Below are 12827 nucleotides of genomic sequence, written 5' to 3'. Positions count from 1 at the left end.
CTGGGGAGCGGCGCGGCGTGTCGGCCGGGCGTGGTGCCGGGGCGTCTGCCGAAATGAGGGACGGTGGCCACTTTCCCGGCCGCCGTCCCCTTCTCACGTCTGGTGGTAGTCCATGCGTTTGTCCCCGAAGCTCGTCGGCCCCGCCGTGGCGGTGTGTCTGGCCCTGGGCGGAACCGTCGCGGCGGCCCCGCCCGCCCCGCAGGCGCCGTCCAGGACGGCGGCACAGTACTGTGCCGCCGTCGTCAGCAAGACCCTGGATCCCGCCGGGCACTCCCGCGTCCTCGGCGAGGCATGCTCCGCCGTGTCCCGCGAGGACGCGCTCGCCCTCGCGGACGCCCCCAACCGCTCCGCCGGCAAGCGCAACACCCCGGAGCGGACGATCATTCTGGAGGAGTACAAGGACGTCAACCGCGTGGAGAGCATCTACTCGTTCTACGGGGACGCCGGCGGCTGCGACGCGGAGGGCTACCACCTCGTCAACTACCTCGAGGCCGCGGAGCACGTGTCCTCGATGGACGGTTACTACGGCTGCAACAAGGTCCACCTGTGGGGCCGGGACTTCCGGGAGTCGGAGCCGGACCTGGAGCTGCCGGCCTTCGGCCTGGGTTCCTTCAACGACAACGTCCGCGAGATCCAGGTCTACCGCGGCTGACCCCGCACACGGCGGGTGGCCCGCCCCCGGACCGGTCCGGGGGCGGGCCACCCGCCCGCGCACCCGGGCCGGGGTGCGCGGGGGCGGGCGGTCAGTGGGCGCGGACGGGCACCCAGGTGCCGATGCCCCGGCAGGGGACGGTGAACGCCTCCCCGTCGACATCGCCCATCAGGCACAGGCCGGTGCCGACGTCCTGGAGCTGGAAGGCGCCGCTCGGCGCCTGCTGGTAGTTCCACTGCTGGGAAGCCGTGCCCGTGACGCAGGGGCTGGTGCGGACGGTGCCGTCGGCGTCGCTGTCCAGACACAGCCCGCTCTCCCGGTTGGTGAGGGTCGCCGGGCCGACCGGTGCCAGCGGGGTCCATGTCCACTGCTGATCGTGCGCCCGGACGCTGCAGAGGGCGGTGGAGACGGAGACACCGCCGACGTTCTCCAGGCAGCGGTCGGACATGTACTGCTGCAGCCGCACCGTGCTGCCCGCGGACGGGACGGTGGCTGCGGACGGGCCGGTGGCCGAGGCCGGTGTCGTGGCGGTCAGGGTGAACGCGGCGGCGGCCGCGGCGGCGAACAGGAACTCTCGACGCATCACTGGGATCCTTCCGGTCGTCGCGACCGCGCATCGGCCGCGCCAGGACATACCCGTCCCACGGCGCGGTCCGAGCACTCCGTCCCCAATCGTCCCTCTGTCGCACGAACCGCTCGGCCCGGTCCGGTCGGCTCCGGGCCGGTGGCGTCACCCGTCGGCGGCGTCCGGGGCGGAGGTGCCGGCCGCCGCGGCCGGGCGCTCGTGGTGGTCCAGGAGGCGGGTCAGCAGCTCGGTCAGGCGGGCGCGTTCCCCGGCATCGAGGGGGGCGAGCAGGGCGTCCTGGGCCGCGTCGACGACGGCGTCGAGGCGCCGGAGGTGGGCGCGCCCCCCGGTGGTCACCGTGATGACGTTGCGGCGGCGGTCGGCCGGGTCGGGAGTGCGCTCGACCAGGCCGCGTTCGGCGAGTTCGTTGACGACCGCGACCATGTCGCTGCGGTAGATGCCGGTGCGTCGGCTGAGCTCCGACTGGCTCGCCGGGCCGCCCTCGGTGAGTGCGGTGAGGGCGGCGAAGTGCCATTTGCGGGCGCCCTCCGCCGCCAGGCCGTCGTTCACCAGGCGGTCGGCGTGCAGGCCGTTGAGGGCCAGCAGTCGGCTGGGCAGGCTGCGGATCCGCACTGGAGCGGTGTGGCCGGTCATGGCGCCCGGGGAGCGGGGCGTCTCGTCGTTGTTCACGCCCGAAGTCTATCCATTGTGTTAGTCGCACTAACGATGTACCGTCGTGCTCGTTTACCGTTAGTGCAACTAACAAATGTGTCGGAGTGGCCGAGCGCCGCCCCGCGCGCCTCGCCCCGTGCGTGCGACGAGAGGAACCGTCCCGATGCTCACCGTCCCCGTGATCGACTCCCATCTGGCCTACCTGGACACCGGTGCCGACGACCCCGCCGCCGAGGCGGGCGGCCCGCCGGTGGTGCTGCTGCACGGCAACCCCACCTCCTCCCACCTGTGGCGCAAGGTGGTCCCGCAGCTGACCGGTCGCTCCCGGGTGCTCGCGCCCGACCTGATCGGCATGGGTGCCTCCGGCAAGCCTGCCGTCGACTACGGCTTCGACGACCAGGCCCGTTATCTGGATGCCTGGTTCGAGGCGCTCGGCCTCGACCGGGTCGTCCTGGTGGGCCACGACTGGGGTGGCGTCCTGGCGCTCGACCGGGCGGCCCGGTGTCCGGACCGGGTGGCCGGGGTCGTGCTGCTGGAGACCTTCCTCAAGCCGCTGGCCGCCGAGGAGCTGCCACCGCCGGCCCGGGCCCGGGCCGAGGCGTTCCGCACGCCCGGTGTCGGCGAGCAGCTCGTGCTGGAGCAGAACATCTTCATCGAGACGGCATTCAAGGGCGGGGTGCTGAACCCGCTCGGTGAGGACGAGGTCCGGCCCTACCGCGAGCCGTTCCCGACGCCGGAGAGTCGTCGCCCGATGCTGGCCTGGTCCCGGATGACGCCGATCGACGGCGAGCCGGCCGAGGTGGTCGCGCGGATGGAGGCGTACGGCCGCTGGCTGGCCGACAGTCCGGGGGTGCCTAAGCTGCTGCTGACCTTCGACTCCTCGCCGACCCTGCTGGTCGGGGAGGCCGTGATCGCCTGGGCGCGCGAGCACATCGCCGCGCTCACCGTCGAGCACTGCGGTCCGGCCGGGCACCATGCCCCCGAGGACCGACCGGAGGAGATCGGCCGCGCGATCGCCGGATGGCTAGGGCGGCGCCGCTTGGTGAATATCAACGCACCTGTTGTACAAGGGGATTGATTGTTGCTCGGCAAGTGGTCCAGACCATTGACGAGGGGTCGCGCGCTGCCTACGGTATGGGCATTCACCTGGCGCAGGCATGCCAAGATCCTCTTGGTCGGCGCACCCCCACGCGCGTGTCCTGGGCCGGGCGCACTCTCCATCCACCCCCACGGAGGAGCATCATGCGCAAACGCCTTGCCGTCGGCGCGGCCCTGGCCGCCGTCGCCGTCCCGCTCGCGATGGCCGTCCCGGCCAGTTCGCACGGATTCATCAACCTGCCGCCGAGCCGCTCGGCCCTGTGCGGTGCGGGTGTCGTCAAGAACTGCGGCGACATCCAGTGGGAGCCGCAGAGCGTCGAGGGCCCGAAGGGCTTCCCGACCCGCGGTCCCGCCGACGGCACCATCTGCGCCGGGGCGGACGCCCGTTGGGCCCCGCTCGACAACCCGCGCAACGGCGCCTGGCCGACCACCAAGGTGACGGCCGGTGCCCAGCAGACCTTCACCTGGGAGATCGAGGCCCGGCACTCGACCACCAACTTCCGGTACTTCCTGACCAAGCCCGGCTACGACCCGACCCAGAAGATCACCCGGGCGAACCTGGACCTCACGCCGTTCCTGACGGTCCCGTACAACGGCCGTCAGCCCGCCGCCACGACCACCCACACCGGGACCCTCCCCACGGGCCGCACCGGTCACCACGTGGTCGTCGCGGTCTGGGACGTCGCGGACACGTCGAACGCGTTCTACTCCTGCACCGACGTGCTCTTCTGAGCCGATCGGTAGCAGCACCCGCGCCCCGGGGCCGTCGGCCCCGGGGCGCGGGTGTCCGAGCGCGCGGGTGTGCCGCTCAGCCCTCGGTCCAGCCGTGGCCCTTGGCGCAACGGAGCATCGCCTCGCGCACCTTGAGCACCTGCTCGCCGGTCAGCGACGGCACCTGCGCCAGCAGCAGTTCGGTCACCTCCGCCACGAACTCGGCGGAGGTGAGGACGTCGCACTCCGCGTCGTCGTGGTCGGCCGCCGACCGCGGCACGAGCGGGACCGTACCGGCCGCGCCGGCCGGACGCGCGAGCGCGCCCTTGGGAAGGCGCACCGAGGAGGCCTTGAGCCCGCGGTCGCCCTCCTCCATCTCGAACTCGACCACCAGGCCGGAGTGCACCACGGACTCCGGCATCAACATGTCATTGACGTGCAGGAAGACGTCCTCCCCGCCGTGGTCCGGAGCGATGAACCCGTAACCCCGCACACTGTCGTAACGCACCACACGACCGGTGACCACTTCGTACCCCCAAGGACAACCCGGGCCCCCTGCCCGACACCTGACGTAGAGGATAGACGACCGGGCGCCCGGGGCGGGAGCGGACCGGGCGCTGCCGTTCGGCCGTCACCGTGTTTCGGCCGTCACCGGACCAGACCCGCCACCCGGGCCTTCCGGCGGAGGAACACCGCGAGCATCACCGTGCAGACGAGGGCGGCCGCCGCGGTCGCACCCCAGAACGGGACGGCGATCCCGCTCGGCCGCTCGGTGATCATCCGGTCCCCGTCGAGCCACACCGAGGTCTCGCGGCCGTCCGGGTACAGCTCCCGGGTCGGCCGCTCCTCGCGGAACTCCCGGTCGTCGACGAACCAGCGGTAGGTGCAGCCGTAGAGGTCGCGCCCGATGTTCTGGTCGTTGACGCTGCGCCCGGTGACCCGGCAGTCGGTCGTCGTGGCGGCCACCCGACGCGGTTCGTGCCGCGCCGCGTCGACGGCGTGGGCGGTCTGCGCGGCCGCGAACACCGTGCCCAGCGCGAACGCGGGGACCGCCAGCAGGCCGACCCAGGCCGCCGCGAAGTCGCGGTCGGGCAGATCGTTGATCACCGTCCGGGCAGTGGCGAGGAGTGCCACCAGGGCGGCGCCGGCGGCCAGCAGCCAGCCGGTCCGGCCGCCCGGCGTGTCCTGGGACTCCCACCACACGACCGGCGCCGCCGCGGCGACCAGCCCGGCCGCCACCACCGGTACCAGCACGGCGCTCCGCCGCTGCGCCGCTGTCCACCGTTCCGTGTCCCTGTCCCTGACCGCAGCCGTCAACTCGGCCCCCTTCCCCCGAGACCCGTGGTGGCGGACGCCCCCCCGGACGTCCGCCGTGACGAGTGTCACGTGCTGCTGCCCGGTGTGCCCAGCCCGTGGGCGGTCCCGGGCCCGGCCCGGGGCGGAACGGTGACACGGCCGCGACATCGTCACCCGCGCGCGACACCGTCGCCGCGGCTCTACCAGGGCACGACCTCGCCCAGGTGGTCGACGAAGTGGAGGCCGCCCGCCCCGCGGTGGCCCTCGACGGTCTCCACCACCCCCGGCACGCTCTCCTCAACGCTCAACTCGGCGTGCGGGCCGCCGAGTCCGGTGCGAACCCAGCCCGGGTCGACCAGCAGCAGGGTCCGGCCGTCGTCGGCGTGCCGGGCGGCGTCGCAGCGCATCAGCTGGTTGAGTGCGGACTTGCTGGCCCGGTAGAGGTCCTGCCTGCCCCGGGTGTTGTGCGTGATGCTGCCCTGGTCGGAGGACATGACGCCGATGGTGCCGTTCGGCGCGACCAGCGGGCGGAGGACGTCGACGACGCGCAGCGGGCTCAGCGCGTTGGTGACCATGACCTCGGTGAACATCTCCGTCGGCACCTCGCCGATCGGCAGGTCGCCCCGGGTGATGGCGGCGTTGACGAAGAGCAGGTCGAGGGTGCGTCCGGCCAGCCGGTCGCGGAGCGCCGCGACCGAGGCCGGATCGGTCATCTCCAGCGACTCGACGGTCAGTCGGCCGTCGGCGGTGTCCAACAGCTCGTGCAGGCCGGTGGGCCGGTCGCCGCGTACGGTGCCGATGACGTCCCAGCCCCGGCGGAGGTACTCGGCGGCTATCCCGAGGCCGAGGGTCCGGGAGGCACCGACGACGAGGGCGGTCCTGCGGGTGCCGGTCGTGTGCGTGTCGTTCACGAAGGCGTCGTTCATGGGGCTGTTGTTCACGAGGGTCCTGATTCGACGAGGGCCTGACGGCACCGGTGCGGAGAGCGGGACGATGTCCCGGGGCGCCCGCGCCGAGGGGCGCCGGGCGGTCACGGTACGAGTCTCCGAGCAGTGCCGACCGGGCGTCCAATACCCTTTGGGGCGCATTGATACCGTGCGGGCATGGATCTGGACCTGCGCAAGCTGCGCTACTTCGTCGCGGTGGCCGAGCACCGGCACTTCGGCCGGGCGGCGGCCGCACTGTTCATCGCCCAGCCCGTCCTCAGCCGTCAGATCCGGGCGTTCGAGCAGGAGGTGGGCTGCCCGCTGTTCACCCGGACCACCCGCAGCGTCGAACTGACCGCCGCCGGGCAGCGGTTGTACGAGGAGGCGCCCGGGATCACCGCCGCGGTGGCGGGCACCGTGCGCCGGGTGCGGGAGGCGGGCAGCCCGGAGCGCCGGCTCGTGGTGGGCTTCTCGGCGGGCCTGCACGTCGCGGAGGCGATCCGGGCCTTCACCGCGCGCCACCCGGACGTCGTGGTCGACGTGCTCCCGCTGCCCTGGGTCGAGCGGGACGTGCCGCTCCGGGACGGCCGGGCGCACGTCGGTTTCCTGCGGCACCCGTTCGACGACTCGGGGCTGCACACCGTCCCGGTCGGCCACGAGACCAAGGTCGCCTGCCTGCCGGCGGGCCACCCGCTGGCCGGGCGGCAGGCGCTGGTGCTGGCGGATCTCGAGGGTGAGCCGGTCATCACCCGGCGGACGGCCTCGTTGGAGGAGAAGTTCGAGCTGATCGCCTCCGGCCAGGGCGTCGCCCTGGTGCCGCTGAGCGTCATGCGGGCGTACGCCCGTCCCGGGCTGGTCCACCTCCCGGTCGACGACCACCCGCCGGTCGCGACCTGTCTGGCGGCGCCAGAGGGCCACGGGCCGGGACCGGTGGCCGACTTCCTGGAGACCGCCGCCGAGGTGCTCCGCGCGCCGGGGTCGTGATCCGGCCATCGTCGGAATTCCGTGCGGTGAAAGCCGGTTCGCCGTAGCATCGTCGCCGGAACGCGCGAAAGCACAGCCCGGTCGGTAGTCCGGGTGCCGCCGGCCCCGGCCGACAGTCAGTCATTCCCTCCCAGGGTGTCCGGTGCGTTCCTCCCGGCGCGCGGTCGCGCGCGGGACGCGGCACCACCATGGGGGGAAGCAGCATGGCGAGGACGTTCGCCGCCCGGCCGCCGGAGGCCGCGCCCGCAGGCCGGCCGTGCCGCGCGGGCGCCGACGGCCCCGCCGTCGACCCCCCTTCCGGCACAGCCTGTTCCGCAGCGGTCCGTCCTGTCGCAGCCGGTTCCGCCGCCGCCCGTCTCCAGGAGAGACAGGCCCCGGCCCGGACGCGTACGGGCGGCTAGCCCCTCCTCCCCGGGCACGGTCCGCGCCCTCGGCGGCACCCCGGTACCACGCGGTCGGCCGTCCCTCCCCGCTCCGGACACTCGAACGTCCGATTGTCGATCCTTCGTGGAAAGAGATCTGACCGTTCGTCAGTTGACGTTGACGGGGGACGGATCGGTCCGTGGTCGATCCGTGGCACGACCCAATCGAGAACGATCAGGAGATCACTGTGCGCATACTCTTCACCGGCCCGGCGGCGCCGAGCCACCTCTTCCCGATGGTGCCGACCGCCCAGGCCCTGCGGGCCGCCGGGCACGACGTGCTGTTCGCCAGTCCGAGCCCGTACGACCAGCTCCGGCAGGCCGGCTTCCCGATCGTCGGGATCGGCGACGGGCGGCCGCTGCGCGATTCCTTCGAGGCGACCTGGGGCGGGCAGGTCAGCTACGCCCAGCCGGGCATGACCCAGGACGAGATCCTGGAGATGGCGGCGGCCGCCTTCGCCCACGCCTCGCGCTCCACGGTCGAGGACCTGCTCGCGGTCGCCGAGCGCTGGGGCGCCGATCTGCTCGTCCACGACTCCTGCCTGGCCTCCGCCCAGCTGGTCGCGGCCCGGCTCGGCATCCCGGCGGCGCTGCAGAACTTCGGCGTCATCTCCGGCCTCGAGCTGGCCGCCCGGCTGGCCGCCCACTTCACCGATGTCTACGAGAAGCACGGTGTGGCCGCCCCCGCGCCGACCACACCGCTGAACGTCGTCCCGGCCTCGCTCGGCGGCGACCCGGGCGGACTGCGGATGCGCTACCTCCCGTACAACGGTGGGGGCGTGGTCCCGGTCGAGCTGCTGGAGCGGGGCCACCGGCCGAGGGTCGCGGTCACCCTGGGCACCGTGATCGCCGGGATCGACGGCGTGGCGGCGATCGCCCGGCTGGTCGAGTCCGCCGGGGCGGTGGACGCGGAGTTCCTGCTCGCCGTCGGCGACGCCGACCTCGGCAGGCTGGGCACCCTGCCGGACAACGTCCGCCCGCTGCCCTGGGTGCCGCTCGCGGAGCTGCTGCGGGTCTGCGACGCGGTGGTGCACCACGGGGGGTCCGGCAGCACGCTCACCGGGCTCCAGGCGGGTGTGCCCCAGCTGCTGCTGCCCCAGGGCGCCGACAACTTCGCGGTGGCCGATGCCCTGACCGCCGCCGGGGCCGCGCTGAGCGCCGGCTCCGACGCGGTCGACACCGCCCTGCTCACCCGGCTCGTCACCGACCCGGCGCTGCGCGAGGGCGCCGCGCGGCTCCGGGCCGAGAACGCGGCGCTGCCGACCCCGGCGGCCCTCGTCCCGGAGATCGAGGCCCTGGTCACCGCCCACCGGTGACCGGTCCGGACGTTCGTCGGGGGCGCTGAGGGAACGCCGCTCCCCGTCCCCGGTGGAGGTGCCGCCCCGCACCCCCACCGGGGACGGGACGGCCGCGCCGGACTCGGGCGCTCCCTGGGTGATCGTCCAGCTCCGGGGCGGTGCGCTGGTGCGCGGATCCACTCGTTCCGGGCCCGGCGCGTTGCTGCAATACCCATGTCGATCTGTCGAGGACGGTGGATGCACATGGACCTGAACACCGTGGTGGAACTGCGGGATGCCCGCGAACGCGGGACGTGGCGGCCGGGGGACGCCTGGCTGGGCGGCGGGACGTACCTGTTCTCGGAGCCCCAGCCGCACATCCGGCGGCTGTTCGACCTCAACCGGATGGGCTGGGAGCCGCTGCGGCCCACTCCGGACGGCGGGCTGGAGATCGCCGCGACCTGTACGATCGCGCAGCTCTCCCGCCACCCGAAGCCGGCCGGCTGGACGGCGGCACCGCTGTTCGAGCAGTGCTGCCGGGCCTTCCTCGCCTCCTGGAAGATCTGGAACGTGGCCACCGTCGGGGGCAACCTCTGCAACGGCCTGCCCGCCGGGCCGATGATCTCCCTCACCGCCGCCCTCGACGGCGTCTGCCGCCTGCTCGACCGCAGCGGCGCGACGCGCGTCCTGCCGGTCGGGGACTTCGTGCTCGGCGCCGGGGTCAAGGACCTGCGGCCGGGCGAACTGCTGCGCTCGATCACCCTGCCCGGCCGGGCGCTGGCCCGTCGGACGGCGTTCCGTCAGGCCTCCCTCTACGGGCTCGGCCGCTCCGGCGCCCTGGTGATCGGCACCCTGGACCCGGTGGACGGGGAGTTCGCGCTGCACATCACCGCGGCCACGGTCCGGCCGGTCCGGCTGGCGTTCGCGGTGCCGCCGAACGCCGAGGCGGTACGGGAGGCGGTGGAGCACGCCGTCGCGCCGGACGAGTACTTCGACGACATCCACGGCCTGCCGGCCTGGCGGCGGCACATGACCCTGCGGTTCGCCGAGGAGGTCCGGCGCGAGCTGGTCGAGCCCGGAAGGCCGGTCGAGCCGGTCGCACCTGTGGCACCCGCGGCGCCCGCCACCACCGAGGAGACCGCCCGATGAGCTTCACCGTCCGCGTCAACGGCGAGGACTCCGACGCCGAGCCGCGCCCCGGCCAGTGCCTGCGCACCTACCTGCGCGAACGCGGCTGGTTCGGCGTCAAGAAGGGCTGCGACGCCGGAGACTGCGGCGCCTGCACGGTGCACGTCGACGGGGAGCCGGTGCACAGCTGCCTCTACCCGGCGCGGCGCGCCGAGGGCCGCGCGGTGACCACCGTCGAGGGCCTCGCCACCGAGGACGGCCTGCACCCGGTGCAGCAGCGCTTCCTCGACGCCCAGGGCTTCCAGTGCGGCTTCTGCACGGCCGGTTTCCTGATGACCGCCGCCAAGCTCGACCAGGACCAACTCACCGACCTGCCCAGGGCACTGAAGGGGAACCTCTGCCGCTGCACCGGCTACCGGGCGATCGAGGACGCGCTCCGCGGGGTGAAGCACACCGAGGAACCGGCCCCCGGGGAGGCGGTCGGCCGCAGTCCGGGCGCCCCCGCCGGACCGCAGGTGGTCACCGGAACGGCGCGCTACACCTTCGACCTGGAGGTCGAGGGCCTGCTGCACATGAAGCTGCTCCGCTCCCCGCACCCGCACGCCCGGATCGTGTCCGTCGACACCTCGGCGGCGCTGCGCGTCCCGGGGGTACGGGCGGTGTTCACCCACCACGACGCGCCGGAGCGGCTCTACTCCTCCGCCCGGCACGAGCACCCGACCGAGGACCCGGACGACACCCGGCTGCTGGACGACGTGGTCCGCTTCGCCGGCCAGCGGGTGGCGGCGGTGGTCGCCGACAGCGAGGCCGCCGCCGAGGAGGGCTGCCGCCGGGTCGCGGTGGAGTACGAGGTGCTGCCGTACGTCCTGGACCCCGAACTCGCCATGCTGCCCGGCGCCCCGGTGCTGCACCCCAAGGGCCCCGAGTCGCGGATCGCCCGCCCGGAGAACAACGTCTGCGGCGAGGTGCACGGCGAGCTCGGCAGCGTCGAGCAGGGCTTCGCCGAGGCGGCGGTCGTGTACGAGGAGACCTTCCGCACCCAGCGGGTCCAGCACGCCAGCCTGGAGACGCACGGCTGCCTGGTGTACTTCGAGGAGCACGAGGAGACCGGCGAGGAGCGGATCGTGGTGCGCTCCTCCACCCAGGTGCCCTTCCTCACCCGGCGCGCCCTGTGCGCGCTGTACGACCTGCCGCCGGAGCGGGTCCGGGTGGTGGCGGGCCGGGTCGGCGGCGGGTTCGGCGGCAAGCAGGAGATGCTCACCGAGGACATCGCCGTCCTGGCCGCGCTGCGGCTGCGCCGGCCGGTGAAGCTGGAGTTCACCCGGGCCGAGCAGTTCCTCGGCGCCACCACCCGCCACCCGTTCACCGTCACGGTGAAGGCGGGCGCGAGGGCGGACGGCACCCTGACCGCCCTGGCGTTCCGGGTGGTCGCCAACACCGGGGCGTACGGCAACCACGGGCCGGCGGTGATGTTCCACAGCGTCGGCGAGTCGATGGGCGTCTACCGGGCGCCGCACAAGAAGGTCGAGGCCTACTCGGTCTACACCAACGGCGTGCCCGCCGGGGCGTTCCGGGGCTACGGCCTGGGCCAGGTGACCTTCGCGGTGGAGTCGGCGATGGACGAACTGGCCCGCCGGCTGGGCATGGACCCGCTGGAGTTCCGGGAGCGGAACATCATCGGCCCGGGCGAGCACATGGTCGGCCCGGCGGGCGAGGAGGAGGACCTCCACATCGCCTCCTACGGCCTGGACCAGTGCCTGCGGGTGGTGCGGGACGCCCTCGCCGACGACCGCAGCGCCGAACTCGCCCCCGAGGGCTGGCTGGTGGGCCAGGGCTTCGCGATGTCGGCGATCGCGACCGGCCCGCCCGGCGGCCACTTCGCGGACGCCGCCGTGACGCTGCTGGAGGACGGCGGTTACGACATCGCGGTCGGCACGGCCGAGTTCGGCAACGGCACCACCACCGTGCACAAGCAGATCACCGCCGGGGCGCTCGGGACGACGGTCGACCGGATCACGGTCCGGCAGTCCGACACCGACGTGGTCCGCCACGACACCGGAGCGTTCGGCTCGGCCGGTACCGTGGTCGCGGGCAAGGCTGTGATGAAGGCGGCCAACGCGCTCGCCGAACGCATCCTCAGCTTCACCGCCGAGTACGCCCGCACCCCGCGCAGCCGGATCACGCTCGGCGCCGAGGCGGTGGAGTGCGAGGGCCGCCCGGTGCCGCTCAAGGAGGTGTTCGCCGCGGCCGCGGCGCAGGGCGTGACGCTGACCGGCGAGGGGCACTGGGGCGGTTCACCGCGCTCGGTGGCGTTCAACTCGCAGTGGTTCCGGCTCGCCGTCGACCCCGACAGCGGGGAGATCCGGATCCTGCGCAGCGTCCACGGGGCCGACGCCGGCCGGGTGATGAACCCGCTGCAGTGCCGGGGCCAGGTCGAGGGCGGCGTGGCGCAGGCCCTCGGCGCCACCCTGTTCGAACGGGTCCTGGTCGACGAGCGGGGCGAGGTGACGACGGCCGCGTTCCGCCGCTACCGGCTGCCGGCCTTCGCGGACGTCCCGCGGACCGAGGTGCACTTCTCCGAGACCTCGGACGCGATCGGCCCGCTGGGTGCCAAGTCGATGAGCGAGAGCCCGTTCAACCCGGTGGCGCCGGCCTTCGCCAACGCGCTGCGCGACGCCACCGGCATCCGGTTCACCGGCACGCCGTTCCTGCGCGACCGGGTGTGGCAGGCGATCGACGAGCACCGCCGCGCCGGGGGAGTCGCCGGCGGGGGAGTCTCTCCGGCGGGCGGGTCGTCGGCGGGGTAGCCGGTGGCGGGCGGGTCGTCGGCGGGGTAGCCGGTGGCGGGCGGGTCGCCGGTGGGGAGGCCGGCGGCGGGGGAGCCGGCGCCCCGGGCCGGGGCGCCACGGCCGGGGCCTGCGGCGGAAGCGCGCGGCCGACCCGCTTGAGGTCGGGGCGGCCGCGCGTTCCCCGCACACCGATCCAAGCGGAGCGCCACTGTCCGGACCACTGGACATCGGTACCACCCGCGGGCCCCGCCGTCGGGTGATCGAACAAGAGGGAAGAAGCCACATGGCCCTTGCATTTACCATGCCC

Annotated in this window: 12 protein-coding genes; 7 read left to right on the top strand and 5 right to left on the bottom strand. The window is 73.7% G+C overall.

Features of this window, described 5'->3' with window-relative positions:
* The first annotated feature begins 112 nt into the window (after window positions 1-112).
* Window positions 113-652, top strand: coding sequence for a hypothetical protein (locus ACIPYS_RS29210; protein ID WP_400751550.1), 540 nt, complete (start codon window positions 113-115; stop codon window positions 650-652).
* 91 nt (window positions 653-743) lie between these two features.
* Here ACIPYS_RS29210 and ACIPYS_RS29205 read toward each other — a convergent pair whose 3' ends face one another.
* The gene (locus ACIPYS_RS29205) at window positions 744-1235 is read right to left on the bottom strand and encodes an RICIN domain-containing protein (RefSeq protein ID WP_400751547.1); all 492 of its coding nucleotides are present in this window, start codon (window positions 1233-1235) and stop codon (window positions 744-746) included.
* A 147-nt stretch (window positions 1236-1382) separates the two neighbouring features.
* Window positions 1383-1871: a MarR family winged helix-turn-helix transcriptional regulator gene (locus ACIPYS_RS29200; protein WP_400751677.1), complete on the bottom strand. Its 489-nt coding sequence runs from the start codon at window positions 1869-1871 to the stop codon at window positions 1383-1385.
* A 181-nt stretch (window positions 1872-2052) separates the two neighbouring features.
* On the opposite strand from ACIPYS_RS29200, the gene ACIPYS_RS29195 reads away from it, so the two are divergent.
* Together ACIPYS_RS29195 and ACIPYS_RS29190 are read left to right on the top strand one after the other, a co-directional pair.
* Window positions 2053-2967, top strand: coding sequence for a haloalkane dehalogenase (locus ACIPYS_RS29195; RefSeq protein ID WP_400751544.1), 915 nt, complete (start codon window positions 2053-2055; stop codon window positions 2965-2967).
* A gap of 164 nt (window positions 2968-3131) precedes the next feature.
* A complete protein-coding gene (locus ACIPYS_RS29190; RefSeq protein ID WP_093864005.1) occupies window positions 3132-3719 on the top strand; it encodes a lytic polysaccharide monooxygenase in 588 nt (195 codons plus the stop codon).
* A gap of 76 nt (window positions 3720-3795) precedes the next feature.
* On the opposite strand, the gene ACIPYS_RS29185 is transcribed toward ACIPYS_RS29190, so the two are convergent.
* From ACIPYS_RS29185 to ACIPYS_RS29175, 3 genes are all read right to left on the bottom strand, one after another.
* On the bottom strand, window positions 3796-4209 hold the full coding sequence (locus ACIPYS_RS29185) for a cold shock domain-containing protein (protein WP_400751674.1): 414 nt from the start codon (window positions 4207-4209) through the stop codon (window positions 3796-3798).
* A 137-nt stretch (window positions 4210-4346) separates the two neighbouring features.
* On the bottom strand, window positions 4347-4952 hold the full coding sequence (locus ACIPYS_RS29180; RefSeq protein WP_400751541.1) for a hypothetical protein: 606 nt from the start codon (window positions 4950-4952) through the stop codon (window positions 4347-4349).
* 242 nt (window positions 4953-5194) lie between these two features.
* On the bottom strand, window positions 5195-5920 hold the full coding sequence (locus tag ACIPYS_RS29175) for an SDR family oxidoreductase (RefSeq protein WP_400751670.1): 726 nt from the start codon (window positions 5918-5920) through the stop codon (window positions 5195-5197).
* A 177-nt stretch (window positions 5921-6097) separates the two neighbouring features.
* Between ACIPYS_RS29175 and ACIPYS_RS29170 the strand changes: the two genes are divergently transcribed.
* The 4 genes from ACIPYS_RS29170 (at window position 6098) to ACIPYS_RS29155 (ending at window position 12538) form a co-directional block, all read left to right on the top strand.
* Window positions 6098-6904, top strand: coding sequence for a LysR family transcriptional regulator (locus ACIPYS_RS29170; RefSeq protein ID WP_400751538.1), 807 nt, complete (start codon window positions 6098-6100; stop codon window positions 6902-6904).
* A 610-nt stretch (window positions 6905-7514) separates the two neighbouring features.
* On the top strand, window positions 7515-8642 hold the full coding sequence (locus ACIPYS_RS29165; RefSeq protein ID WP_400751536.1) for a nucleotide disphospho-sugar-binding domain-containing protein: 1128 nt from the start codon (window positions 7515-7517) through the stop codon (window positions 8640-8642).
* 225 nt (window positions 8643-8867) lie between these two features.
* Window positions 8868-9752, top strand: coding sequence for an FAD binding domain-containing protein (locus ACIPYS_RS29160; protein WP_400751667.1), 885 nt, complete (start codon window positions 8868-8870; stop codon window positions 9750-9752).
* The gene (locus ACIPYS_RS29155; protein ID WP_400751534.1) at window positions 9749-12538 is read left to right on the top strand and encodes a molybdopterin-dependent oxidoreductase; all 2790 of its coding nucleotides are present in this window, start codon (window positions 9749-9751) and stop codon (window positions 12536-12538) included. Before ACIPYS_RS29160 ends, ACIPYS_RS29155 begins: the two co-directional genes overlap by 4 nt.
* Window positions 12539-12827 lie beyond the last annotated feature (289 nt).

It is taken from the genome of Kitasatospora sp. NPDC089913 (genome assembly GCF_044748625.1).
Taxonomy (GTDB): Bacteria; Actinomycetota; Actinomycetes; order Streptomycetales; family Streptomycetaceae; genus Kitasatospora.
The sequence above is the reverse complement of the archived record's forward strand: the minus strand, read 5'-3'. Positions and strand labels throughout refer to the sequence as shown.